Raw genomic sequence first — 25,022 nt, 5'->3', positions numbered from 1 at the left:
AAAATTATTTTAAACGATATTTTATCTGTTGAGAATGCTCTTTAAAAATCTTTACAAAAAAAGCACGCGATAATGCATTGCGTGCTTTTCGGAAAAAAAGATTATTCGACTTTTACAATCCAACCTTCGGGTGCCGGTCTATCGCCAAACTGAATACCGGTTAATTCGTCGTAAAGTTTACGGGTAACGGGCCCCACTTCCGTTTCGGAATAGAATACGTGATAATCGCCTTTATGCTGGATACCGCCTACCGGAGTGATGACTGCGGCGGTACCGCATGCGCCGGCTTCGGCGAATTGATCAAGCTGATCGATATAAACGTCGCCTTCCACAGTTTCCATACCTAAACGTTCTTTTGCCAAATAGAGCAGGGAGTATTTGGTTATACTCGGGAGAATGGATTCGGATTTCGGCGTGACAAATTTATTATCTTTGGTGATACCGAAGAAGTTTGCGGCACCCACTTCCTCAATTTTAGTATGGGTTTTCGGATCCAAGTAAATGGCATCGGCGAATTTACGGGTAGCCGTGCCTTCTTGCGTTGCCAGTTCATGAGGTAACAAACTGGCCGCATAGTTACCGCCTACTTTCACACCGCCCGTTCCCATTGGCGCCGCACGGTCATAATCGGTAGTAATGAAATCGGACGGCGCTAAACCGCCTTTGAAATAAGCGCCGACCGGACAGCAGAAAACGGAGAAAATATATTCCGGCGCTGCTTTCACGCCGATGTTTTCCCCGACACCGATTAAGAACGGACGTAAATAAAGCGTTGCGCCGGAACCGTAAGGACCTAACCATTCCTGATTGGCTTTTACCACTTCTTTACAAGCGCGGACAAATAATTCGGTAGGAACCGGTGCCATTAAAAGACGTTCTGCGGTTTTTTGCATGCGTTCCGCATTGGCTTGAGGACGGAAGAGATTGATTGAACCGTCTTTGCAACGGTATGCTTTTAAACCTTCAAAGCATTGCTGACCGTAATGAAGGGCGGTGGAACCTTCGTGGATGTGAAGCATATTGTCCGTGGTAAGTTTTCCTTCATCCCATTTGCCGTCTTTCCAATGTGCAATAAAACGATAATCGGTTTTAATGTAGGAAAACCCAAGATTATTCCAATCAAGATCTTTCATGATATTTATCCTTCTTACTACTTATTTATTTTAAATAATTAAGCAAATATACGCCAATCCAGGCGGATTGAAAACAATTATTTATGATTTCAGCGGGAAGAAAATATGATAGAATTTCGATATAAAAAAACACCGCACTTTTTTGGAGTTTAAGCGCGGTGCCAATAACCTAAAATTAGGTAGTAAATATACAGGAAGTTAATAAGTAATTAAATAGAAGGATTAATTACTTTTGTTTGGTTACCCAAACAATATGCAAACACAACATAATACTTAACTAAAAGATTCAACTCTTAATCAATTAAGGAATTACCAGTCATTAAGTATGCGCGTATTGTAGAAAAAGAAAGCAGAGCGGACAAACTAGAAATATTTATTTGACGGATTAAAAAAACTAATCCATAAGAAACTTTATTTATTATATAGTAAAAATATACTAGAGGGAAGAATTATGTTTAAACGATTGCCTCCCTTGAATTCACTGAAAGCATTTGAAAGTGCGGCAAGAAATTTAAGTTTTACCAAGGCGGCTGAAGAGCTTTTTGTCACACAAGCCGCCGTCAGTCATCAAATCAAACTGTTGGAGGATTTTCTTGGTTTTCCGCTTTTTGTGCGGAAAAGCCGGGCCTTGGAATTAACGGAAAAAGGGGAACAATACTTTACGGAAATCGCCTTTTTATTGCATAAGCTGTTGGAATGCACACAAAAAATTATGGCGCAAAACCGACCGCACTTAACCATCAGTGTGCCGCAGACTTTCGGTATGCATTGGTTGGTGCCGCATCTTGCCAATTTCCACGATCGTTATCCCGATATCGACGTGCGAATTAAAGCGGCGGAACAAGACGACGGTTTACTCAGCAACGACGTGGATATTGCGATATATTACGGACGCGGAAACTGGGATAACCTCAAAGCAGAGCTGCTTTCGCAGGAACAAGTAGTAATGCTGGCCTCACCACGCTTGCTTGCCGTTAATCCGGTGAATTGCCCCGCGGATTTGAATAAACACCAACTTATTCATGTTCATACCCGGGAAAATTGGCAGAATATGGCGCATTATCTTAAACTTGACAACCTTGATACCCAACAAGGCATTGTCTTCAGTCATACCTTTATGGGCTTGCAGGCGGCCAGATTAGGACAGGGAATCGTACTTGCCAATCGGATTTTGGCATTACAGGAAATAAAAAACGGTAATTTACAAATTGTCATGCCGACCCGATTACAGGACAGCAAAGCATTTTATGTAGTGAATGCGCAGGCAAAAACAGATGATCAACCCATTACGACATTCCGCGAATGGATTATGCAGGAAATGAAAAACAAACATGAATAAACTGGCTTTATATTGCCGTATCGGTTTTGAGAAAGAAGTGGCGGCGGAAATTACGGATACAGCCGCCGAACGAGGCGTATTCGGTTTTGCCCGCATACAGGAAAATGCGGGCTATGTGATCTTTGAATGTTACCAACCGGGAGAGGCGGATCGTCTTGCCCGAGAAATTCCCTTTACCCAATTAATTTTCGCCCGCCAATTGGTGGTGGTTTCCGATTTATTGCAGAATTTGCCGACGACGGATCGGATTACGCCGATTTTGCAAAAATATCAGGAAGTTTCACCGCACTTAAAGCTACAACAAAGCAGCGAACTTTGGGTGGAAACCGCCGATACCAATGAAGCAAAAGAATTATCCGCATTTTGCCGCAAATTTACCGTGCCTTTGCGGCAGGCATTGAAAAAACAGGGATGGCTGAATTTCAAACAAATTAAGGATAGCGGTATGACTTTGCATTGCCTGTTTGTACGGTCCGACGCCTGTTATGCGGGGTATTCCTATAACCGTAATCATTCGCCCTATTTTATGGGGATTCCCCGGCTGAAATTCCCGACGGAGGCGCCAAGCCGTTCTACTTTAAAATTGGAGGAAGCGATTTTAACCTTCATTCCCCGCGAAGAAGAAAGCAAACGTTTGAACGAAAACATGATCGGTGTAGATTTAGGCGCTTGTCCGGGCGGTTGGACCTATCAGTTGGTTAAACGCGGTTTATTCGTTTATGCGGTAGATCACGGTAAAATGGCGGCTAGCCTGCATGAAACGGGACGAATCGAACATTGCTCCGAAGACGGTTTTAAATTTCAACCGCCGAAACGAAAGAAGGCGGATTGGCTGGTGTGCGATATGGTGGAACAGCCGGGCAGAATTGTGGCATTAATCGGAAAATGGCTGAGTAACGAATGGTGTCACGAAACGATTTTCAATTTAAAGTTACCCATGAAAAAACGTTATACGGAGGTACGGCGGTGTTTACAAAAACTGGCGGACGAATTGACGCAAAGCGGTTTGAAATTCCGTATGCAAGCTAAACATTTATATCATGATCGTGAGGAAATTACGGTACATGTTCGAACTTGGCGCCATTAAGAATACAGTAAAAAGTGCGGTCAAAAAATTAAACGTTTTTCGACCGCACTTTTCTGTTTTAAATGTTCATTTGTTGGAATAAATTCAATTTATCCGGCACTAAATAAACCTGTTCGTTCAACTGATATTGCGCGTCAAGGTAAGCGTTTTTAGTTAAAATAACCTCAATGGGTTGTTCGCTTTGTGCGCTTTGGATTTCTATACGGACGATAAAACCGATGGCATTAATGTGCGTAATTTTACCCGTTGCCAGTGCATTTTCAGCGGAACGTGACAGGGTGAGCTCATAAGGTCGGATGTAAGCTGTAGCCGATTGATTATTCATGGGTTTTGTCATATTTTCACGTTCGTTAATGTGATGGGAAAATTCGCCGATTACCAGTTTCCCTTGGTCGATATGGCCGTGAAATACGTTGACATCGCCGACAAATTGCGTAACAAACGGCGTTTGCGGCGCATGATAAATCCGGGTCGGTTCGCCGATTTGTTCGATTTGTCCTTTATTCATCACCACAATGCGATCGGATACATCCAGCGCTTCGTCCTGATCATGAGTGACAAAAATACTGGTAACGTTCAATTCCTGATGCAAATCACGCAGCCAGCGACGCAGGGTTTTGCGTACCTGCGCATCCAGTGCGCCGAACGGTTCGTCCAATAACAGCACTTTGGGCTGAACCGCCAGAGAACGTGCCAGCGCAATACGTTGCCGTTGTCCGCCGGAAAGCTGATTCGGATAAGATTCCGCCAGCCATTCCAGTTCAATCAATTTCAAAAGTGCGGTCACTTTTTCGTGAATTTCCGCTTCACTCGGACGCGTTTTACGCGGTTTCACCCGCAAACCGAAAGCGATATTGTCGAATACTGTCATATTCTGAAATAAGGCATAATGCTGAAAAACAAATCCCACACCGCGCTCTTTTGCCGATAGACCAGTCACATCACGCCCTTCAAACCAAATACGTCCGCGTTCTGCAAATTCCAGTCCGGCAATGATTCGCAATAAAGTGGTTTTACCGCAACCGCTGGGACCTAACAATGCCGTCAGTTGGTTTTGCTGAAACCGTAAATTAATATTTTTTAAGGCATGAAAACTGCCGAAATATTTTTCTAAATTTTCAATACGGATTGACATTTTGCTTTCCTAAATTCATAAAATACGGTTGTTAAGTTTATGCGTTACGACGGGGTAAGGATTTTACCGTTTTACGCCGTTGCAACCGGCCGATTAAATTTTGACATCCCAGCGTGAACAACGCTAAGGAGGCGAGCAGACCGGCGCAGGCAAAAGCGGCGATAAACCGGTATTCGTTATAACTGATTTCTACATACAGCGGAATGGTATTGGTTAAGCCGCGAATATGACCGGATATCACGCTCACCGCACCGAATTCACCCATGGCACGGGCGTTGCTGAGAATCACGCCGTAAATTAACGCCCATTTTATTTTCGGCAGTGTGACGCTGAAAAATAACGTCCAAGTGTTTGCGCCGAGAATCAGCGCCGCCTGTTCTTCGCTGTTACCTTGCGCCGCCATAGCGGGAATCAAGGATTTTACGATTAACGGAAAGGTCACGAATAACGTGACGATCACAATACTCGGCATAGCGAACACAATACGGAAACCCTGTTCGATAAACCATTTGCCGACCAAGCCGTCTAATCCGAACAGCAATAAAAACATTAAGCCGACAACCACGGGCGAAATGGAAAAGGGTAAGTCTAAAAGTGCGGTCAAAAATGCTTTACCTTTAAAATTAAAGTAGGCGATAGTCCACGCCATCACTACACCGATAAAGACATTCACAGGCAGCACAATCAACGCCACTTTCACCGTTAACCAAATGGCAGCAAGCGCCTCTTCATCGCCGATTGCCCGAATAAACAAATTGAAACCCTGTTCGAAGGCGTAATAGAACACGGTGACTAACGGCGCCAATAAAATTACGGCGAAAAACAGAAAACCGAGTGCGATAAGGCTCCGTTTTTGCCAATCTGGCCGGCGTCGGTTTTTATGCGGCATAGTCGAAATATTCATTATTTTACCTGCGTCATTTTTTTACTGATTTGCCATTGCGCGACGTTAATCAGAAAAATCAAAAGAAAAGAAATGATGATCATCAGTAATGCTACGACCGATGCCCCCTGTACGTCGTAAAGATCCAATTTCGACATGATAATCAACGGTGCAATTTCGGATACCAACGGGACATTACCGGCAATAAAAATCACGGAACCGTATTCGCCGAGGGAACGGGCGAATCCCATACCGGCACCGCTGATAACGGCGGGCAGCAGAACGGGAATAATAATACGGGTCAGCGTTATCCGTTTATTTGCGCCCAAAATAGCGGCGGCTTCTTCATAAGCGGGATCCAGTTTTTCCAATACGGGTTGAACGGCGCGTACTATAAAAGGCAGACTGACAAAAATTAACGCAACGGCAATACCAAGCGGAGTATAAGCGATTTGAATCCCGATTTTGGCCAATAACCCGCCGAATAAGCCTGTCGGTGCGTAAAGGGAAGCCAGTGCGATTCCCGCTACCGCCGTGGGCAGCGCAAAGGGCAGATCAATCAGTGCATTCATCAGACTTTTCCCCCGGAAGTCGTAACGCACCAAAATCCAAGCCAACAGAAAACCGAAAATCAGATTCACCGACGTTGCGAGTAATGCCATTTTAAATGACAACCAAATAGAGGCGATGACCCGTTCACTACCGATAACCGCCCAAATATCAGTGCTGCCGAGCTGTAATGCTGTGGCGATTAACAAGCCTAACGGTAACAGAATCATAGATCCCAGCCATAAAAGCGTAATAGTGATTCCACGTTTGAAAAAAGGTAAAACGGTTCGCATAACTTTGCATACTCCATAAATCGCACAAAAAAATAACCGCACTTTATGCCGGATGCAAAGAACTAAAATTTATTTATTATAACTAAATGTAATATTTAATCGCTTATTTTGGTTGCATATATTCCATTTTATTCTAAGAAATAAATTTTTGTTATTTTTGAATCGGAACATTTTGTTTTATAAATTTCACCGTAACGAATGGGCAATCGCGGAATGTCGCTGGCAAACCTGATATGGAGGACGCAGAGTGAAGAAAATAATTGCAGTTTTTCTTGTGATTTCGGTTACCGTTACCACTTTTGTCGCCTGTTCTTCACATTCGGATAAGCAGGATAAAAAAGTATTGCTGAATGTGGCTTATGACGTCATCCGCGATTTTTACAAAGAATACAATACGGCATTCCGGCAGCAACATCCGCAAATTACGATTTCTCAGTCTCACGGCGGCGCCAGCAAACAGGCGCTGAGCGTGGCAAGCGGTTTACCGGCGGATGTGGTGACGCTTACGCAAGCGAATGATATCGATATGTTGGTGGAAAAAGGATTAATCGCAGCAAACTGGCGGTCGGCGTTACCGGATAATGCTACGCCTTTCGGTTCCGTTATGGTGTTTTTAGTACGCAAAGGCAACCCGAAGAATATTCGGGATTGGGCGGATTTAGCCCGTCATGACGTTAGTACGATTTTCGCCAACCCGAAAACGTCCGCCAACGGGCGTTACGCCTATTTGGCCGCGTTGGCTTATGCGCGACAACGGTTCGGCGACGAACGACAGGTTCACGGGTTTATCGAAAAAATGCTGCGTAATATACCGGTGTTGGAAGCGGGCGCGCGCGGGGCGACCATCTCGTTTACCCGGCGTAATTTGGGCGATGTATTAATCGCACCGGAAAACGAAGCCGCACTTGCCGTGCAAACTTTGGGGCGAGACGACTTTGAGCTGGTTTATCCCGGTTTAACGGCGTACACCCCGGTATTGGTGGCGGAAGTGAATCAAAATAGCAAGATTAACGGCACCCGCGAACAAGTTCAGGCTTACTTGCGGGGATTGTGGTCAGCCGAAGCGCAACAGCTGGCGGCGAAAAATCATTTTCGTCCGAGCGATAAAAAAATATTGAAAAATTTGACCGCACTTTTTCCTGAAATCGAAACCTTCGACGTGAATGAAAAGTTCGGCGATTGGACGACGATTAACCGTATGCATTTTGCCGATAACGCCCTGTTCGACCGGCTTTATATTCAGGCGCAACAAAACGCACAGCAACAAAAAGGAACGAACTAATGCATTATTTTCCCGTATTTGCCGATTTAAATAACCGTCCCGTATTGGTGGTGGGCGGCGGAGGCGTTGCCGCGCGTAAAGTGAATTTATTACTGAAAGCCAATGCGGATGTACGTATTGTGGCGCAAAAATTAAACGCCGAATTGACCGCACTTTTTGAGCTGGGACATATTCTTTGGATTGCCGGAGAATTTAACAGCGAACAGATTCGCAACGTATTTTTAGTGATTGCCGCGACCGATGACGAATACCTGAACGAACGGGTATTCCGGGTGGCGGAAAGTCAGCAGAAGCTGGTTAACGTGGTGGACGATCAAGCGCGTTGCAGTTTTATTTTTCCCTCGATTATCGATCGCAATCCGATTCAAGTCGCCGTTTCCAGCGGTGGCACGGCGCCGGTATTGGCCCGTTTGTTACGGGAAAAATTAGAAGCCTTATTACCGCAACATTTAGGTGCGATGGCGGATATTTCCGGCAAATGGCGACATAAAGTAAAAACCAAACTGAAAACCGTAACCGAACGCCGCCGTTTTTGGGAAAGCCTGTTTAACGGCAGATTCAGTCAATTGCTGAAAAACCGCCAAACAGAAGCGGCAAAAAAAGAATTGGAATTACAACTGGATAAGGATTATCGCGGCGGGTTCGTTTCGTTAGTCGGCGCAGGTCCCGGAGATGCCGGTTTGCTGACGTTGAAAGGTTTGCAGGAGATTCAGCAGGCGGACGTGGTGTTATACGATGCCTTGGTTTCCGACGAGATTTTAGAATTAGTGCGTCGTGATGCAAAATTGGTGTTCGTGGGAAAACGGGCGCAAGGCAAACAAGTGGCGCAGGAGAATACCAATGCGCTGTTAGTGAAATACGCGCAGCAAGGCAAACGCGTGGTGCGTTTGAAAGGCGGCGATCCCTTCGTATTCGGTCGCGGCGGTGAAGAACTGGAAGTATTGGCGGAACGACAAATTCCGTTTTCCGTGGTGCCTGGCATTACGGCGGCAATCGGCGCCACCGCTTATGCGGGTATTCCGCTGACCCATCGCGATTACGCCCAAAGTGCGGTTTTCGTCACCGGTCATCGCAAAGCGAATGCTTCGGACATTGAATGGCAAACCCTGGCACGCAGTAATCAAACATTAGTGATTTATATGGGCACATTGAAAGCCAAGGATATCGCCGAACGTTTACAGCAATTCGGTCGTGCAGGTTCGACACCGATTGCGGTGATTTCTCAAGGCACGCAAGCAAGGCAAAAAACACATATCGGCACTCTGACGGCGTTGGCGGAAATTGCCGAGAATGCGCCGACGCCGGCATTGATTGTAGTGGGCGAAGTGGTGACGTTGCACGACAAATTAGCTTGGTTCGGCGAACAAAAATTTGCCCAAAAACGACCGCACTTTACGTTAGATAGTTTACGGATCGAAAGCGTGGCATAGACGGGATTCAGCCTGTGATAAAAGAATTTAAACAATAAACTAAAGCGGATAATTTGAATGTGGGGAAGCAGATGATTATAAGACCGGAACTATGGCAAATTCCTCGGCCGACAGAAAAGGATTTTGCCGATTTACTCGAAAAAGAAACCGCACTTTTTGAGCGTATTCATGAAATAGCAGAACATCATCAACATGCCAGATTTGCCAGCAGTCTGGCGGCGGAAGATATGGTGATTACCGACGTCATTGCTAAAAGTAACGCAAAAATTAGCGTATTTACCCTGGAAACCGGACGTTTAAATCCTGAAACTCTGGCATTAGTAGAGGCTGTGAAAAACGTCTATCCCGATTTGGATTTCCAATTATTCCACCCTGTCTCCGCCGTTGCGGAAAAATATGATCGCGAAAAGGGCCGGTTTGCATTCTATGAAAGTGTGGAATTGCGCCGCGAATGTTGTTATATCCGCAAAATCGAGCCGCTTAACCGCGCGCTTAAAAACGCCGATTGCTGGTTGACGGGGCAACGCCGCGAACAGTCCGTAACCCGTACGGAATTGGCTTTCCGCGAACAGGACCGCGTCCGCGGTATTGACAAATACAACCCGATTTTTGACTGGCATGAAATCGATGTATGGGCATACATTCTTAAGCACAATATTCCTTACAACGAATTGTATAAACAAGGCTGTCCGAGCATCGGTTGCGAACCTTGCACCAAACCCGTCAAACAGGGCGAAGATATCCGCGCCGGACGCTGGTGGTGGGAAAACAAAGACAGCAAAGAATGCGGACTGCATAAATAGTAAAAATTTAACCGCACTTTGTGGTGTTGATGATTCCCCGTCTGAGACGCCTGCGCGGCTTGAAATTTTTAGGAAAATAAGCTTGTTTGAGCGAAGCGGGTTTACTTATTTTCCGTAAAGAAAATTTCAATCAAGCGAAGAAAAGCGGTGAAGCCGGGGTGTGTTTCTTTTGCCAACTTTGCTTTGCTCAAGAAAAGCAAAGTTGGTCGCCATTGGCGAAAACAAATTCAATCAAATAAGAGAATTAAAAAAATAAAAGGATTAACAATGACAACACAAAACAAAATCGAAAACGGACATCTCGATTGGCTGGAAGCCGAATCGATTTACATTATTCGCGAAGTAGTCGCCGAATGCAGTAATCCGGCATTGCTGTTTTCCGGCGGTAAGGATTCCGTCGTGTTGCTGGCGCTTGCCCGTAAGGCTTTTCAGTTGGAAGGTCGCGATTTAGTGTTGCCGTTCCCGCTTGTTCATATCGATACGGGGCATAACTATCCGGAAGTGATTCGATTCCGCGACGAACAGGTGAAAAAACTGAACGCACGTTTGGTGGTGGGTCATGTGGAAGATTCTATTGCCAAAGGTACGGTGGTGTTACGTAAAGAAACCGACTCCCGTAATGCGGCGCAAGCGGTGACGTTGCTGGAAACTATTGAAGCCAATAGCTTTGACGCCTTAATGGGCGGTGCCCGCCGTGACGAAGAAAAAGCCCGGGCCAAAGAACGCATTTTCTCGTTTCGCGATGAATTCGGCCAATGGGATCCGAAGGCGCAGCGTCCGGAATTATGGTCGCTTTATAACGGCAAAATGCACAAAGGCGAAAATATGCGGGTATTCCCGATTTCCAACTGGACGGAACTCGACATTTGGCAATATATCGAACGGGAGAATCTGGAATTACCGCCGATTTATTACGCTCATCAACGGGAAGTAGTGGAACGCAACGGATTATTCGTGCCGGTAACGCCGTTAACGCCGAAACAACCCGGCGAACAAAGTGAAATTCGTTCCGTGCGTTTCCGCACTGTAGGCGACATTAGCTGCACTTGTCCGGTGGCAAGTACCGCCGCTACGCCGGCAGATATTATCAAAGAAACCGCCGTCACCGAAATTTCGGAACGCAGTGCTACCCGGATGGATGATCGCGCCTCGGAGGCGGCCATGGAACAGCGTAAAAAACAGGGTTATTTTTAACCGCACTTTTAATGATCGTAGGGGCGGAGTTTATCTCCGCCCAAAACCGAGTGAATATTACGGGCGAGGATAAAACTCGTCCCTGAGAAGGAATAAAATATATGAGCAACCTAAACCAATTCGCCCCATTACGTTTCATTACCGCCGGCAGCGTAGACGACGGCAAAAGTACTTTAATCGGCCGCTTACTGTATGACAGTAAAGTGCTGCTGAGCGATCAATTACTCAGTCTGAATAAATCCAAAAACAACGGTGAAGCCATTGATTTTTCCGTTCTTACCGACGGTTTGGAAGCGGAGCGCGAGCAAGGCATCACTATTGACGTCGCATATCGTTATTTCTCAACGGCAAAACGTAAATTTATCATCGCCGATACGCCGGGACACGAGCAATATACCCGCAATATGGTCACCGGCGCTTCAACCGCTAATGCGGCGGTAGTGCTAATTGACGCTACACAGTTGGATTTCAGCGGGACCGAAGTGGAATTGTTGCCGCAAACCAAGCGCCATTCTGCGATTCTGAAACATCTGCGTTGTCCGCATATCATCGTGGCGGTAAATAAAATGGATTTATTGGATTTTGATGAAAACAAATTCAACGCCATTACCCAAGCCTACCAAAAATTAGCGCAACAACTGGGGTTAAAGGACGTGTTGTTTGTACCGGTTTCCGCATTACAGGGCGACAATATCGTGCATAAAAGCGACCGCACTTCTTGGTATCAAGGCGAACCCTTGCTCACTATTTTAGAAAATTTACCGACGGACGACGAGCAATCGGAAAACGCGACAGATTTTCATTTTCCGGTGCAATCGGTTTTACGTTTAGACCAAGATAAAGCGGATGATTTCCGCGGTTATCAGGGGCGTATCGAAGCGGGACAAATCGGAGTCGGAGAGCAAATCCGCATTGAACCGAACGGTTTGGAAAGTTCCGTAACGGAAATTTATGCGCCGAACGGTTTGGTACAAAGCGCCAAAGTGGGCGAGCAAGTCACCGTTCGCTTAGCGGACGATATTGATATTTCGCGCGGTGATACGTTTGTCGCCGTAAATTCGCCGACGGTTTCAACCAAACAACTCACGGCGACTATTTGCTGGTTCGACCAACGCGCCCTTAACCCTGCACGTAAATACCTGCTTAAACAAGGCACGCAAACCGTCTTCGCCAAAGTAAATGAAGTGGAACAAATTTTAGATTTAAAAACCTTGCTTAACGACAGCGATGCCGACCAAGTAAAAATGAACGATATCGCCCAAGTGCGAATCGGTTTACAGAAACCGATCACCGCTACGTCTTATGCAAAAAACAAAGCGACAGGCGCATTCATCTTAATCGACGAGGCCACTTACCACACCGTCGCCGGTGGCATGATTCTACAAAACTAAACCAAAAACGACCGCACTTTTGTTCATGACGCTCAGTATAAACCGGGTCCCGTCTGAGCTTCCTGAGCGACTTGAAATTTTTAGGAAAATAAGTTTGTTTGAGCGAAGCGAGTTTACTTATTTTCCGTTAAAAAATTTCAACAAAAGCGAAGAAAAGAAGTGAAGTCGGGTGTACTTTCTTTTGCCTACTTTTCCTTGTACAGGCAAAGAAAAGTAGGTCGCCCAAGCGGGCGAAACCCGATATTGATTCATGAGAAAGTTTGAAATTAAAAAATACATTGTGGGAAAACACCAATATGTCAAACACAACAAACCCTCTACCGCCGGAAACCGAACAGTTACTGGCAACACTTAACCCGATTCAGCTGGCATGGCTTTCCGGTTATGCCTGGGCGAAGGCGCAAGGCGCCGATGCCCAAAGTGCGGTCGGTTTTACGCAAGTTTTAAGTACGCCGACAGCGGAACCGCTGAAAGTGACGGTGCTTTCCGCTTCGCAAACCGGTAATGCCAAATCTGTAGCAAACAAACTGGCGGATCGCTTAAAAGCGGAAGGCGTGAATGTTAATCGCGTATCCCTGCAAGACTATAAAGCGAAAAATATCGCTGCTGAGAAACTGGTGCTGTTAGTGACTTCCACCCAAGGTGAAGGCGAGGCGCCGGAAGAAGGCGTTGTGTTGCTGAAATTGCTGAACGGCAAGAAAGCACCGAAATTAGACGGTTTACAATTTGCCGTTTTAGGCTTAGGCGATAGTTCTTACCCGAATTTTTGTCAGGCGGGCAAGGATTTCGATAACCGATTCGCCGCTTTAGGCGGTAACCGTTTGTTGGAACCGGGCTTGGCGGATTTGGATTTTCAGGCGACAGCGGATAAATGGATCGATGACATTACGGCGATTGTGAAAGAAAAAGCCGCCGCTTCCCAACCCGTAGCGGTTTCGACTTCAGCCGGCGCGGCAAAACCGTTGATTGAATCTCAATACAATAAAGAGAATCCTTTTCCGGCAACCTTAATCACTAATCAGCGTATTACGGATAAAAGTGCGGAAAAAGACGTACGTCATTTGGAATTGGATCTTGCCGGTTCGAATTTAAGTTATCAACCCGGTGACGTGTTAGGCGTGTATTTCGAAAACGATCCGGCTTTGGTGGCGGAAATTCTGGCAGCGGTCGGTTTGAAAGGGGATGAAGAAGTCTCAGTGGACGGAAAATCATTCGATATTTCCACCGCACTTCAAACCGAACTGGAGCTTACGCAAAACACCACTGGCTTTGTGAAAAGTTATGCGGAACTTGCCGATAATGCGGCACTGAATGCCATTGTAGCGGACGGCGAAAAATTGCAGGCGTTGGTACAAAATACGCCGATTGCGGATGTGTTAAACGAATTCCCGACAACTATGTCGGCGGATGCACTGGTGAATTTATTGCGTCCGATTACGCCGCGTTTGTATTCCATTGCGTCATCGCCGGCGGAAGTGGGCGAGGAAGTGCATTTGAGCGTGGGTGTGCTTCGTTTCGAACATAACGGGAAAGCCCGTTCCGGCGCAGCGTCGGGCTACTTGGCGGAGCGCGTGGAAGAAGACGGTAAGGTACGTGTGTTTGTAGAGCATAACGATAATTTCCGGTTACCGCAGGACAACAGCAAACCGATTATTATGATCGGTTCCGGCACAGGGATTGCACCGTTCCGTTCTTTTATGCAACAACGTGCGGCGGATGTCGCGGAAGGCAAAAACTGGTTGATTTTCGGTAATCAGCACTTTGCTCTTGATTTCTTGTATCAAGCGGAATGGCTGCAATTCGCCAAAGACGGTTTTTTAAATAAATACAGTTTCGCCTGGTCGCGCGATCAAAAAGAAAAAATCTACGTACAGCATAAAATTCGTGAAAACGCCGCTGATATTTGGCAATGGATTAAGGACGGCGCTTACATTTATGTGTGCGGTGATGCCGCTCGAATGGCGAAAGACGTAGATAAAGCCTTATTAGAGGTGATTGCCGGACAAGGCAACTTAAGCGGGGAAGAGGCGGAAGAATTTCTTGACAGCTTACGCGAAGACAAACGTTATCAGCGTGATGTGTATTAATGTAATACGTTGATGGGAAAATTTAATAGGGCGGGCGGAAGCCTGTCTTACGAAAGAATAATGAAAATTTCGGAGTGAACAACATGACAGATTCAACGAAACAAAAAGGTTTGGAATGGCAAAAACAAGGGCTTTCGGACAACGAACGCCTGAAAGCCGAAAGTAACTTTTTGCGCGGAACCATTTTAGATGATTTGGAAGACGGATTGACCGGCGGGTTTAAAGGCGATAATTTTCAAATGATTCGTTTCCATGGTATGTACGAACAGGATGATCGCGATATTCGTGCCGAACGTGCGGATGAAAAGCTGGAAGCGCGCAAATTCATGTTGTTACGTTGCCGTTTACCGGGCGGAATAATTAAACCGGCGCAATGGATTGAAATTGATAAATTCGCCCGCGATAATAACTATTATCAGTCGATTCGTTTAACCAACCGTCAGACTTTCCAGTATCACGGCGTGCCGAAAACCAAGTTACAGGAAATGCACCGTTTACTGCATAAATTGGGCTTGGATTCTATTGCTACGGCGTCGGATATGAACCGTAACGTATTGTGTTCTTCCAATCCGGTTGAATCGGAATTACATCAGGAAGCTTACGAGTGGGCGAAGAAAATTTCCGAACATTTATTGCCGCGTACCAACGGCTATTTAGATGTATGGATTGCCGGCAAAAAGGTGCAGAGTTCCGACAGTTTTCTCGGGCAGGAAGACGAACCTATTTTAGGTAAAACTTACTTGCCGCGTAAATATAAAACCGCAGTAGTTCTGCCGCCGCTTAATGATGTGGATATGTACGGTAATGACATGAACTTCGTCGGCATTCAGGATGAAGCGGGTAAACTGGTCGGGTTTAATGTGTTAGTGGGCGGCGGGCTTTCTTTCGAACACGGTAACACCAAAACTTATCCGAATGTCGCCTTGGAATTGGGTTATATTCCGGTGGAACAAACGCTGAAAGCGGCGGAATGTATTGTGACTACTCAACGTGATTTCGGCAACCGGGCGGATCGTAAAAATGCGCGTTTGCGTTACACATTGCAAAATATGACGTTAGACGGTTTCCGTGAAGAAGTGGAACGTCGCATGGGTTTTAAATTCGAATCGATTCGTCCTTTCGAATTTACCGAACGCGGCGACCGCATCGGCTGGGTGAAAGGTATTGACGACAAATGGCATTTAACCTGCTTTATCGAAAGCGGGCGTATTACGGATAAACCGGGAAAACCGTTAATGACGGGAATGCTGGAACTCGCCAAAGTACACACAGGCGATTTCCGCATTACGGCGAACCAAAATATTATCATTGCCAATGTAGCGGAAGAAGACAAACAACGAATTGAAGATATCGCCCGCGAATACGGATTAATAGGTAATATCAGTAAATTGCGTGAAAATTCCATGTCTTGCGTATCTTTCCCCACTTGTCCGTTGGCCATGGCGGAATCGGAACGTGCGTTGCCGGAATTTATCGACGAACTGGATAACATTATGGCGAAACACGATGTGGCGGACGATTATATTGTCACTCGTATTACCGGTTGCCCGAACGGATGCGGACGAGCTATGTTGGCGGAAATCGGTTTAGTGGGAAAAGCGATTGGTCGTTATAATTTGCACCTCGGCGGTGACCGTCCCGGTACCCGCATTCCGCGGATGTACAAAGAAAACATCACGTTGCCGGAAATTCTGGCGGAATTAGACGGTTTAATCGGACGTTGGGCGAAAGAACGTAATTCGAACGAAGGTTTCGGCGATTTCGTTATTCGTGCGGGCATTATCAAACCGGTGGTGAATGCCGTAGTGGATTTTTGGGATGCGAATTTAATTCCGACAGTCACGGCTTAAAGAAAATTTTTGTCATGAAGCGAAATATCGCCCAGTCCTTATTTTAACTAAGGGTAGGGCGATATTTTTTATGTCTTCGATTTTCTTCGAATAACCAAAGGATTTGTAACTAACTTTGCTGACATTCCAACCAAGGTACGGCTGTTCCCTGACGGTTTTTGTAGTATACCGAACTACGTTCGCCGGCAATTAAGTTAATATAAGAACCTTGAATAGGATGATATGAACGATAGGTTACTTCAAAACGAGACGCTTGAGCATTAAGCGGTTTGTTTTCAATGTGATCAAAAGGTTCGGCTTTGCCGTTATCTAACTGAAAATAAATCCCGAAATTTCCCTTTAACCGGCTTTCTCTCGAAAGAGGGAAATAGGTGGATAAATAAGATTCCGAACCCGTTTCAAAATTATTGCAAGTGTAATAATAATGTTTGTATCGGGTTGGATTTTGAAGTTCCGCCTGACTGATGTCGTCTTTTAGATAACCTGTTTTCGCTTCTTTTGCCGGTTGGGTATGAGTACAAGCGAATAAAGTTGTGAGCGCAGAGGTGAATAAGACAAGTTTGATTTTGTTCATAGATACAATTCCGATAAAACGATAACACCGATTTGAATGGACTATGATAGATCAAATCGTTGATAGCGCAAGTGTTCAGGAAAACTATTCATAAAATCTATCCTAATGCTATTGCAATGGATTATTCTCAATTACGATTGTAAAACGGGCGGGGTTTATTTCCCGCCCGGAAATGTCCAAAAAATAGCACTTAGACAATGATGAACTATGAAGAAAGAAGAAAATTTATTTAAAAATAAATTTATTCCTTCTTCAACAAAAACACGCCGTGTTTTGCCAGATGGACGAAGCCTTGGGTCATGTCCGGATTAAAGTCGTCCGGGCGGGCGTTAACCAGTAAATTTCTTCCGCCCCAATCGGCGACGACTTCCCAGTGGTTACCCATATAAACCGCCGATTTAACGGTACAGGCTTGGCTCGGTTCGCCTTCGGTTTTTAAGCTGACGGCTTCTGGACGAATGCCGACCAAACAATCGCCTTCCGCTACGTTAAACTGCTCTGCTTGCGGTAATTCTAACCGGTAGCCGTTAACGGTGACGTTACCTTGCGCCAGTTTACCTTCGAAAATGCTGCTTTCGCCCATAAAGTTGGCTAAGAACAGGGAGTTCGGGCGTAAATAGAGTTCTTTCGCCGGTGCTTTCTGCATGATTTTTCCTTTATGCATTACGATGACTTCATCGGAAACGGCGAAGGCTTCGGTTTGATCATGGGTCACATAAAGAGAAGTAATGCCCAACTGTTGCTGTAGTTCGCGAATTTTTTCCCGCATAGAACGGCGCAAGTTAGCGTCCAGGTTACTGAGCGGTTCGTCGAATAACAGCACTTTCGGTTTTAATACCAAGGCGCGCGCTAAGGCGACGCGTTGTTGTTGACCGCCTGAAATTTGATCCACAAAGCGATCTTCAAAACCGGCTAAATCCACCAATTCCAAGGCTTCTTTCACTCGTTTTTGACGTTCTTCCGAATTCACTCCCTGCATACGTAAGCCGTAACCGACGTTATCGCCGATGGACATGTGCGGGAAAAGGGCGTAGGACTGGAACACGATACAAATGTCGCGGTTTTGAATGGACGATTTAGTCACGTCTTCACCGTCAATGAAAATTTGTCCCGATGTCGGATTTTCCAATCCGGCGACCAAGCGCAAAACGGTGGTTTTACCGCAGCCGGAAGGACCGAGCAAAGTCACCATTGTGCCGCGCTTGATAGTTAAATCTAAATCATCGATAACGGTTACTTTACCGAAAGATTTGGTGATATTTTTTAAAACTAAAAAATCGTCGTTTTTTGTTGTCATAATTTGGTACTGCCTGTGTAGGGTGCGTGTTTATGCACCGATTTCTATTCCGTAGGGGCGGTTTGCATACGCCCGTTCAGTTTATTTATCGGAGTGTACGCGTTGTACACTCATAAAAGTGCGGTCAAAATTTAATTCATTTTTTTCGCTTTCGAACGTGAAATTCGGGTATCGCCCACAATCCAGTCGAAGAACAGGATGATCGTCATCATCACTACGATAAGGATTGAACCGTAAGCAATGGCGACACCGTATTCGCCGTCTTCTACGCGGTTTAAGATATAGGCGGTGGCAACCCGGGTGTCCGCCGTCACCAAGAAGATAATGGCGCTGACGGTTGTCATGGCGCGCACGAAGCTGGTGACTAACGCAGACAATAACGCCGGTTTCAGCAGTGGGAACACGATAAACCAAATGGTTTTCAGGGAGCTGCCTTTCAGAGAAAGAGACGCTTCATCCAGCGATTTATCCAACTGTCCAAGACCTGCGATAGCGGCGCGCATACCGATTGGCAAATCGCGCATCACCATGGAAATAATGATGATAATACCGGTACCGGTGATGTACATCGGCGCGTTGTTAAAGGCTAAGATGTAGGATACCCCGGCGACGGTTCCCGGCACCGCGAAGCAGAGCATGGTTAAGAATTCCAGTGTTTTTTTGCCTTGGAAATCTTTGCGCACCACAATGTAGGCGATCAACAAACCGAACAGTGCTGTCAGCGGCGCGGCGATTCCTGCGTAAAGCATGGTGTTTAACAGTGACGGCCATGCCCCGTCGCTGAACCCTTGACCGAACATCAGTTCATAGTTGCGGGTGGTTAAGGTGTAATCCACGCCCCAGTTCACGGTGAAGCTGCCGTAGAAAATACTGCCGTACAGCGCCAGATTGAAAATCACCCAAAATACGAGCATGCCGATGATAGTCCATTTCAATCCGATCGGCAGATCCTGCACATCACCGCGGTAAGATTTACCCGAAACCGTCACATAAGAACGGTTGCCGATCCACATATATTGCACCACGAAAATCAACAATGAGAAGATCAGTAACATAGAACCCAGTGTACTTGCCGAGGCGTAGTCAAGCTGAGAACCGGCAATATAGAAATAGATTTGGGTGGCGATCACGTCGAAACTACCGCCTAACACTAACGGATTACTGAAGTCTGCCAGCGATTGTACAAACACGATTAAAAACGAATTCGCCAAAGCAGGGCGGAGCAACGGAAAAATAATGTTATAGAAAGTTTGGTAACGGTTTGCCCGCAAAGTGTAAGAGGCTTCTTCGATAGACGGATGAATGGATTTTAAAGCACCGTCTAAAATCATAAAAGAAATCGGTGCGAAGGCAAGAATCTGCGCAATGGCGATTCCGTTAAAACCGTAGAGCCAGTTTTGGTTGGTGAAACCGAAATATTCGGATAAAAATTCGGTTACATAACCGGAACGACCAAGCATTAAGGTTACTCCTAAACCGACGACGAACGGCGGTGTGACGATAGGTAAAATCGAGAAAATTTTACCGATAAATGCCGTGCGTTTTGCAATTCGAGTGGTGTAAAGGGCGAAGGCTAAACCGAAAATGGTGGAAACCACGCCCACAAAACCGGATAACGCAAGTGAGTTGGTGATGACGCGGATAATATAGTTTTGGCTTAGAATATGCAGCACTTGCTGCGGTGCAAAGGTGTCGCCGTCGTAGAACATGGAGATTAAAATCGCCATGGTCGGATATACGATAAAGAAGAAAATCAACAAAACAATCGTAAGTAATGACGCGATAATAAATTTATCGCCCTGCATGACTTTAAGTTTCGCCAATGCAAAAGTCGCAAGTGCGGTCAAGGTTACGATTAAAATGATAACCGAATACCCCATCGATACTTTGAAAATCGTGGCGGTTACAAAAATAAACAGCGTGACGGCGGCTATAAGCCATAATTCCGTCTTAGCCTGCGTCGATGGAGACAGCCCCAGTCTCGGTGTAATGAAAAAACCGAGTAACGGCAAAAACCATAAAATGGTCAGGTTGACGGAAGACCAGCCCATGGCTTGGTAAAATTCGTCGGAGGTACTTTCCAGCAAACCGTAGTCGAGGGCTTGAGAAGGCAGAATTAAAAAGGCAAGAACGGATAATCCTATCCAAAAATTTGCCGTTTGAATAAAAGGTATTTTTGCGGAATTCATACAACCTCGCAATGTTCAAGGAAATTATGGGCATATTGCTATGCCCGAATTATATAAAGTGCGGTGAATATCGGGCTTATTTTGCCAATTTTACCTCATTCACCCACTTGGTAATCAAGCGTTTGCGTAATTCGCTCGAGCCGTATTTATCAAAATCATAATTGATTAAATTAATGGACTTAAAATCTAACGCATAAGGAGATTGTTTTGCTTGGCTGTTGGTTAAAATTTGGTGTGTTTCACCTTTTTGCCAAGAAAGTTCCTGCGCTTCTTTAGATAATGCCCAATCCACAAATTTTTTCGCATTTTCAAGGTTACGCGCGCCTTTAATAATACTTACGCCGCCGATTTCGTAACCGGTGCCTTCACAAGGCACCACCAGTTCGACCGGTGCGCCTTTTTCTTTTTCCAGAGAATGTTCGTGTAAAAAACCAATACCGACGGAGGCTTCGCCGCGAGCGGTGTTACGCGTTGCGGTATTACCCGATTTGGTGTATTGCGACACATTTTTGTGTAATGCTTTTAAATACGTATAGGCTTTATCTTCTCCCCAAAGCTGTATGAAGGTAGCCAGCGCAGTGTAAGCCGTACCTGAACTTTGCGGATCTGCCGTTTGAATTTCATTTTTCAAGCGCGGATCGGTCAAATCTTTCCAGCATTTCGGTACCGGAATGTTGAGTTTCGCCAGGCGTTCGGTGTTTACGCCGAAACCTAATACGCCTAAATAAACGGCTGAAGAATAATTACCTTTTATTTTGGCGGGATCTTTCAATTCATCCGGAATATACTGTAAATTCGGTGATTTATAAGGCACGAGTAAACCCATTTCGCCGGCTTGACTATGAGGATCAAGCGTACCGCCATACCACACATCGCCTTGCGGATTAGCTTTTTCAGCATCGATTTTGGCTAAAATAGATCCGGTTCCGCCACGGATAAAACTGGTTTTAATTCCTGTTTTTTTCTCGAAGGCCAACGTTTCTTGCTCGCACATGGTATTCTGGGCGGAACAATAGACTACGACACGTCCGCTATCGGCAGAAACATTTTGGCTAAATATTAAACTTCCTAACAAAGCCGTAGAAAGCGATAAAGCAATTTTTGAGATTTTCATAGGCTTTTCCCTTGAAAGTGATGGGAAATTGACCGCACTTTAAGCAAAGTGCGGTCAAAAAAACAAATGTTTTACAATCAATTTGCGAGTTTCACTTCTTGAACCCATTTTTCGATTAAGCGTTTACGTTCGTCTGCAGAACCGTATTTCTCAAAATCGTAATTGATGAGTTTTAATTTGGTCGGATCAAACGCCGTCGGTGATTGCTTGGCTTTGGTATTGGTTAAAGTCTGGTGTGAGTTACCTTTTTGCCATGTCGTTTCCTGGCCTTCGGCGGAAAGTACGTAATCTACGAATAGTTTGGCATTGTCCAAATTACGCGCGCCTTTAATGATGCTTAAACCGCCCAACTCATAACCGGTTCCTTCGCAAGGCACCACCATTTCGATTGGTGCACCGGCTTTTTTCTGAACCGCGTAATCGTGCAGGAATCCGATACCGACGGTCGCTTCGCCGCGCGCCGTGCTGTTGGACGGCGTAATGCCGGATTTGGTATATTGCGAAATGTTCGGATGTAACTCTTTGAAGTATTTGAAGGTAGCGTCTTCCCCCCAAAGTTGTACGAAAGTGGCGATGGCTACATAAGCGGTGCCTGAACTTTGTGGATCGGCTATTTGAATTTCGTTTTTCAAACGCGGATCAGTTAAGTCTTTCCAGCATTTCGGTACTTCTTTAATGCCTAACTTGGCTAGCCGTTCGGTATTGACGCCAAAACCTAAAATCCCCATATAAATAGCGGAAGCGTAATTGCCTTTTATTTTAGCGGGATCTTGGAAGTTCGGCATGACGTTGTCGATTTCTTTAGAACGGTAAGCCTGTAACAGGCCTAGTTCTGCCGCCTGCGCCTGAGGATCGAAGGTACCGCCGTACCATACATCCGCCTGCGGATTATTTTTTTCCGCTTCTATTTTAGCGAACGTACTACCGGAACCGTTACGGATAAAGGCGGTTTTGACGTTATATTTTCGTTCGAAAGATTTGGTTACCGCTTCGCACATTTCATTGGTAGCACTACAGTAAACCGTTAGACGTCCTTTTGCTTCGGCATGCGCGGAAAGCATTAAACCGGCGCTTAACAGTGCGGTCGATATAGCGAGAGAAAGTTTTTTATATTTCATAGAAACTCCGATTTTGAGTGAATACGAATTGAAATTGGCAACATATTATAGGATTTCGAAAATAAATACCGTGAACTAGCTCACAAAAATTGATTTAAAGTGCGGTCGGATTTCGAGTAAAATACGGCGCATTAATTTTTCCATTTAAATGAATGATTCTCATGAAACCCATATTCCTTGAACTGCGTCATTTAAAAACCTTGCTGGCATTAAAAGAAACGGGTTCGGTTTCTTTGGCGGCACAACGGATTTACCTGACTCAATCGGCACTTTCTCACCAAATTAAAGCCTTGGAAGAACAATACGGTTTGCCGTTGTTCGAACGCAAAAGTAATCCGTTGCGGTTTACCGCTGCCGGCGATCGGTTAATCCAACTGGCTAACGATATTTTGCCGAAAGTAGTCGCGGCGGAACGGGATCTTTCCCGGGTGAAGCAGGGCGAAGCGGGGGAATTGCGTATCGCGGTGGAATGTCACACCTGTTTCGACTGGCTGATGCCGGCAATGGACGGTTTTCGTCAGCATTGGCCGTTAGTTGAACTGGATATCGTGTCGGGGTTTCATACGGATACGGTGGGACTATTGTTAACCCATAGGGCGGATTGGGCGGTGGTGTCGGAAATCGAAGAAAATGACGACATCATACATAAACCGCTGTTTTCCTATGAAATGGTGGGATTATGTGCGAAAGATCATCCGTTGGCGAATAAAGATATATGGGAAGCGGAAGATTTTGCCGAACAAACCTGGATTACTTATCCCGTGCCGGACGATATGCTGGATTTATTACGTAAGGTGCTGAAACCGGCAGGGGTTAATCCGCAGCGACGCACCAGTGAACTGACCATTGCCATCATTCAACTGGTCGCCAGTAAACGCGGGGTGGCGGCAATGCCGTTTTGGGCGGCCAAACCCTATTTGGATCGCGGTTACGTCGTGGCGCGCAAGATTACCCGCCAAGGGCTGCAAAGTAATCTGTATTGCGCCTACCGCAAAGAAGATGCGGAAAGCGCCTATCTTGACGATTTTTATGAAACGGTAAAAACGCAAAGTTTTTCAACCTTGCCGGGGTTGTCGGTTTTGGAGTTGTAATGGCAAGTCGAACACAAATTTTTGCCGCGGCAAAAGCGGCATTTCCTTATTCCCTGCCGATGTTGGCGGGATTTTTGTTTTTAGGAATTTCTTACGGCGTGTACATGCAGGCGTTAGGATTCGGCGTATTGTTTCCTCTGTTTATGGCGGCACTGATTTATGCCGGTTCGGTGGAATTTATCGTTGCCACGGCTCTGGTTGCGCCTTTCGCGCCTATCAGCACATTATTAGTCACCTTAATGGTAAGCGGGCGACAAGTGTTCTACGGTATTTCCATGCTGGAAAAATACGGTGCTTATGTAGGCAAAAAACGTTGGTATTTGATTATGGCGTTAGTGGATGAAGCTTTTTCGTTGAATTATATGGCAAAGATCCCTGCCGGCATCGACAAAGGCTGGTATTATTTCTGGGTTAGCCTGTTCCTGCATATTTACTGGATTTCCGGTGCGGTACTGGGCAATGTATTCGGTAATATTCTGCCGATTAATCTGCAAGGCGTGGAATTTGCCATGACGGCGTTATTTATCGTGATTTTTGCAGAAAACTGGATGAACGAAAAAGTACATGACAGTTCCTTGATGGGGTTGGGCATCACGTTATTTTTCTTGCTGACAATAGGGAAAGAACACTTCCTGATTCCGACATTATTCGCTATTCTGGCGGTACTGACTTTCAGACGTAACAAGCTGGAAAGTAAAATCGTTCGTTTGGAAAAGGTGGAGTAAATGACATTAAGCCAACAAATCATTACCATCGCCATGGGCGTTATCGGTGTGCATTTTTGCCGCCTCCTGCCTTTTTGGGTTTTTCCGGCAAACCGCCCGATTCCGCAGTATATCCGTTACTTAGGCAAAGTGCTGCCTGCCGCGATGTTCGGTATGCTGGTGATTTACTGTTTTAAGGATATCGATCTGTTAACGGGTTACCACGGCATTCCGAATTTCATTGCCGGCGCGGTGACTTTAGCCCTGCACTTATGGAAGAAAAATATGTTCCTGTCCATGGCGGCAGGGACGGTTTTATATATGGTTTTGGTGCAAGCCGTATTTGTGACTGTATAAAGTGCGGTCGGATTTTGCGATGTTTTTTCGCTATAAAATTAAATATATAATTGATTTAAAAGAAAAATTCATTTTTTCTACCTAGATCAAGTAATTTCTTGTTTTATACTTGCTCATCCTCA

At 45.6% G+C, this 25,022-nt stretch carries 21 protein-coding genes; 12 read left to right on the top strand and 9 right to left on the bottom strand.

Features of this window, described 5'->3' with window-relative positions; translation table 11 throughout:
- Positions 1–101: 101 nt before the first annotated feature.
- Positions 102–1,133: a branched-chain amino acid aminotransferase gene (locus tag ASUC_RS08785; protein WP_012073427.1), complete on the bottom strand. Its 1,032-nt coding sequence runs from the start codon at positions 1,131–1,133 to the stop codon at positions 102–104.
- A gap of 451 nt (positions 1,134–1,584) precedes the next feature.
- Here ASUC_RS08785 and ASUC_RS08780 point away from each other — a divergent pair, with 451 nt between their 5' ends.
- Together ASUC_RS08780 and rlmM are read left to right on the top strand one after the other, a co-directional pair.
- The gene (locus ASUC_RS08780; RefSeq protein WP_012073426.1) at positions 1,585–2,472 is read left to right on the top strand and encodes a transcriptional regulator GcvA; all 888 of its coding nucleotides are present in this window, start codon (positions 1,585–1,587) and stop codon (positions 2,470–2,472) included.
- On the top strand, positions 2,465–3,559 hold the full coding sequence (gene rlmM, locus ASUC_RS08775; RefSeq protein ID WP_012073425.1) for a 23S rRNA (cytidine(2498)-2'-O)-methyltransferase RlmM: 1,095 nt from the start codon (positions 2,465–2,467) through the stop codon (positions 3,557–3,559). The genes ASUC_RS08780 and rlmM overlap by 8 nt, the downstream gene beginning before the upstream one ends.
- 58 nt (positions 3,560–3,617) lie before the next feature.
- On the opposite strand, the gene ASUC_RS08770 is transcribed toward rlmM, so the two are convergent.
- The 3 genes from ASUC_RS08770 to cysT are packed head-to-tail and all read right to left on the bottom strand — an operon-like array spanning position 3,618 to position 6,419.
- Positions 3,618–4,694 carry a sulfate/molybdate ABC transporter ATP-binding protein gene (locus ASUC_RS08770; RefSeq protein WP_012073424.1) on the bottom strand — a complete coding sequence of 359 codons (1,077 nt, stop codon included), beginning with the start codon at positions 4,692–4,694 and terminating at the stop codon, positions 3,618–3,620.
- A gap of 37 nt (positions 4,695–4,731) precedes the next feature.
- Positions 4,732–5,598: a sulfate ABC transporter permease subunit CysW gene (gene cysW / locus ASUC_RS08765; RefSeq protein WP_012073423.1), complete on the bottom strand. Its 867-nt coding sequence runs from the start codon at positions 5,596–5,598 to the stop codon at positions 4,732–4,734.
- The gene (cysT, locus tag ASUC_RS08760; protein ID WP_012073422.1) at positions 5,598–6,419 is read right to left on the bottom strand and encodes a sulfate ABC transporter permease subunit CysT; all 822 of its coding nucleotides are present in this window, start codon (positions 6,417–6,419) and stop codon (positions 5,598–5,600) included. Before cysT ends, cysW begins: the two co-directional genes overlap by 1 nt.
- A 247-nt stretch (positions 6,420–6,666) precedes the next feature.
- On the opposite strand from cysT, the gene ASUC_RS08755 reads away from it, so the two are divergent.
- From ASUC_RS08755 to cysI, 7 genes are all read left to right on the top strand, one after another.
- Positions 6,667–7,701: a sulfate ABC transporter substrate-binding protein gene (locus ASUC_RS08755; protein WP_012073421.1), complete on the top strand. Its 1,035-nt coding sequence runs from the start codon at positions 6,667–6,669 to the stop codon at positions 7,699–7,701.
- On the top strand, positions 7,701–9,131 hold the full coding sequence (cysG, locus tag ASUC_RS08750) for a siroheme synthase CysG (RefSeq protein ID WP_012073420.1): 1,431 nt from the start codon (positions 7,701–7,703) through the stop codon (positions 9,129–9,131). Before ASUC_RS08755 ends, cysG begins: the two co-directional genes overlap by 1 nt.
- Positions 9,132–9,202: 71 nt before the next feature.
- Positions 9,203–9,934, top strand: coding sequence for a phosphoadenylyl-sulfate reductase (locus ASUC_RS08745; protein WP_012073419.1), 732 nt, complete (start codon positions 9,203–9,205; stop codon positions 9,932–9,934).
- A gap of 267 nt (positions 9,935–10,201) precedes the next feature.
- Positions 10,202–11,128, top strand: coding sequence for a sulfate adenylyltransferase subunit CysD (cysD, locus tag ASUC_RS08740; protein WP_012073418.1), 927 nt, complete (start codon positions 10,202–10,204; stop codon positions 11,126–11,128).
- A gap of 101 nt (positions 11,129–11,229) precedes the next feature.
- Positions 11,230–12,519 (top strand): sulfate adenylyltransferase subunit 1, encoded by a 1,290-nt coding sequence (locus ASUC_RS08735; RefSeq protein ID WP_012073417.1) that lies wholly within the window; start codon positions 11,230–11,232, stop codon positions 12,517–12,519.
- A gap of 296 nt (positions 12,520–12,815) precedes the next feature.
- Positions 12,816–14,606 carry an assimilatory sulfite reductase (NADPH) flavoprotein subunit gene (locus ASUC_RS08730; RefSeq protein WP_012073416.1) on the top strand — a complete coding sequence of 597 codons (1,791 nt, stop codon included), beginning with the start codon at positions 12,816–12,818 and terminating at the stop codon, positions 14,604–14,606.
- Positions 14,607–14,689: 83 nt separating this feature from the next.
- Positions 14,690–16,456 carry an assimilatory sulfite reductase (NADPH) hemoprotein subunit gene (gene cysI / locus ASUC_RS08725; RefSeq protein ID WP_012073415.1) on the top strand — a complete coding sequence of 589 codons (1,767 nt, stop codon included), beginning with the start codon at positions 14,690–14,692 and terminating at the stop codon, positions 16,454–16,456.
- Between the two features lie 109 nt (positions 16,457–16,565).
- On the opposite strand, the gene ASUC_RS08720 is transcribed toward cysI, so the two are convergent.
- The 5 genes from ASUC_RS08720 to ASUC_RS08700 form a co-directional block, all read right to left on the bottom strand.
- Positions 16,566–17,030, bottom strand: a complete 465-nt coding sequence (locus ASUC_RS08720; RefSeq protein WP_012073414.1) for a hypothetical protein — start codon at positions 17,028–17,030, stop codon at positions 16,566–16,568.
- Positions 17,031–17,271: 241 nt separating this feature from the next.
- Entirely contained in the window at positions 17,272–18,327 is a 1,056-nt protein-coding gene (gene fbpC, locus ASUC_RS08715; protein ID WP_012073413.1) for a ferric ABC transporter ATP-binding protein, read from the bottom strand.
- 131 nt (positions 18,328–18,458) lie between these two features.
- Complete coding sequence (locus ASUC_RS08710) at positions 18,459–20,516, bottom strand: ABC transporter permease (RefSeq protein WP_012073412.1); 2,058 nt, start codon at positions 20,514–20,516, stop codon at positions 18,459–18,461.
- Between the two features lie 76 nt (positions 20,517–20,592).
- Positions 20,593–21,630, bottom strand: a complete 1,038-nt coding sequence (locus ASUC_RS08705) for an ABC transporter substrate-binding protein (RefSeq protein ID WP_012073411.1) — start codon at positions 21,628–21,630, stop codon at positions 20,593–20,595.
- A gap of 77 nt (positions 21,631–21,707) precedes the next feature.
- Complete coding sequence (locus ASUC_RS08700; RefSeq protein WP_012073410.1) at positions 21,708–22,748, bottom strand: ABC transporter substrate-binding protein; 1,041 nt, start codon at positions 22,746–22,748, stop codon at positions 21,708–21,710.
- 161 nt (positions 22,749–22,909) lie between these two features.
- Between ASUC_RS08700 and ASUC_RS08695 the strand changes: the two genes are divergently transcribed.
- Genes ASUC_RS08695 through ASUC_RS08685 form a run of 3 tightly spaced genes read left to right on the top strand, consistent with a single transcriptional unit; the run spans position 22,910 to position 24,900 of the window.
- Complete coding sequence (locus tag ASUC_RS08695; RefSeq protein ID WP_041834659.1) at positions 22,910–23,839, top strand: LysR family transcriptional regulator; 930 nt, start codon at positions 22,910–22,912, stop codon at positions 23,837–23,839.
- Entirely contained in the window at positions 23,839–24,564 is a 726-nt protein-coding gene (locus ASUC_RS08690) for an AzlC family ABC transporter permease (RefSeq protein ID WP_012073408.1), read from the top strand. The genes ASUC_RS08695 and ASUC_RS08690 overlap by 1 nt, the downstream gene beginning before the upstream one ends.
- On the top strand, positions 24,565–24,900 hold the full coding sequence (locus tag ASUC_RS08685; protein ID WP_012073407.1) for a branched-chain amino acid transporter permease: 336 nt from the start codon (positions 24,565–24,567) through the stop codon (positions 24,898–24,900).
- Positions 24,901–25,022 lie beyond the last annotated feature (122 nt).

Source organism: Actinobacillus succinogenes 130Z (assembly GCF_000017245.1).
Taxonomy (GTDB): Bacteria; Pseudomonadota; Gammaproteobacteria; order Enterobacterales; family Pasteurellaceae; genus Exercitatus; species Exercitatus succinogenes.
The sequence above is the reverse complement of the archived record's forward strand: the minus strand, read 5'-3'. Positions and strand labels throughout refer to the sequence as shown.

Bases quoted from the DNA above. Each gene is read 5' to 3' on its own strand.
- ASUC_RS08785 (WP_012073427.1), bottom strand. From the start codon at position 1,133: ATGAAAGATCTTGATTGGAATAATCTTGGGTTTTCCTACATTAAAACC.
- ASUC_RS08780 (WP_012073426.1), top strand. From the start codon at position 1,585: ATGTTTAAACGATTGCCTCCCTTGAATTCACTGAAAGCATTTGAAAGT.
- rlmM (WP_012073425.1), top strand. From the start codon at position 2,465: ATGAATAAACTGGCTTTATATTGCCGTATCGGTTTTGAGAAAGAAGTG.
- ASUC_RS08770 (WP_012073424.1), bottom strand. From the start codon at position 4,694: ATGTCAATCCGTATTGAAAATTTAGAAAAATATTTCGGCAGTTTTCAT.
- cysW (WP_012073423.1), bottom strand. From the start codon at position 5,598: ATGAATATTTCGACTATGCCGCATAAAAACCGACGCCGGCCAGATTGG.
- cysT (WP_012073422.1), bottom strand. From the start codon at position 6,419: ATGCGAACCGTTTTACCTTTTTTCAAACGTGGAATCACTATTACGCTT.
- cysG (WP_012073420.1), top strand. From the start codon at position 7,701: ATGCATTATTTTCCCGTATTTGCCGATTTAAATAACCGTCCCGTATTG.
- ASUC_RS08745 (WP_012073419.1), top strand. From the start codon at position 9,203: ATGATTATAAGACCGGAACTATGGCAAATTCCTCGGCCGACAGAAAAG.
- cysD (WP_012073418.1), top strand. From the start codon at position 10,202: ATGACAACACAAAACAAAATCGAAAACGGACATCTCGATTGGCTGGAA.
- ASUC_RS08735 (WP_012073417.1), top strand. From the start codon at position 11,230: ATGAGCAACCTAAACCAATTCGCCCCATTACGTTTCATTACCGCCGGC.
- ASUC_RS08730 (WP_012073416.1), top strand. From the start codon at position 12,816: ATGTCAAACACAACAAACCCTCTACCGCCGGAAACCGAACAGTTACTG.
- cysI (WP_012073415.1), top strand. From the start codon at position 14,690: ATGACAGATTCAACGAAACAAAAAGGTTTGGAATGGCAAAAACAAGGG.
- ASUC_RS08720 (WP_012073414.1), bottom strand. From the start codon at position 17,030: ATGAACAAAATCAAACTTGTCTTATTCACCTCTGCGCTCACAACTTTA.
- fbpC (WP_012073413.1), bottom strand. From the start codon at position 18,327: ATGACAACAAAAAACGACGATTTTTTAGTTTTAAAAAATATCACCAAA.
- ASUC_RS08710 (WP_012073412.1), bottom strand. From the start codon at position 20,516: ATGAATTCCGCAAAAATACCTTTTATTCAAACGGCAAATTTTTGGATA.
- ASUC_RS08705 (WP_012073411.1), bottom strand. From the start codon at position 21,630: ATGAAAATCTCAAAAATTGCTTTATCGCTTTCTACGGCTTTGTTAGGA.
- ASUC_RS08700 (WP_012073410.1), bottom strand. From the start codon at position 22,748: ATGAAATATAAAAAACTTTCTCTCGCTATATCGACCGCACTGTTAAGC.
- ASUC_RS08695 (WP_041834659.1), top strand. From the start codon at position 22,910: ATGAAACCCATATTCCTTGAACTGCGTCATTTAAAAACCTTGCTGGCA.
- ASUC_RS08690 (WP_012073408.1), top strand. From the start codon at position 23,839: ATGGCAAGTCGAACACAAATTTTTGCCGCGGCAAAAGCGGCATTTCCT.
- ASUC_RS08685 (WP_012073407.1), top strand. From the start codon at position 24,565: ATGACATTAAGCCAACAAATCATTACCATCGCCATGGGCGTTATCGGT.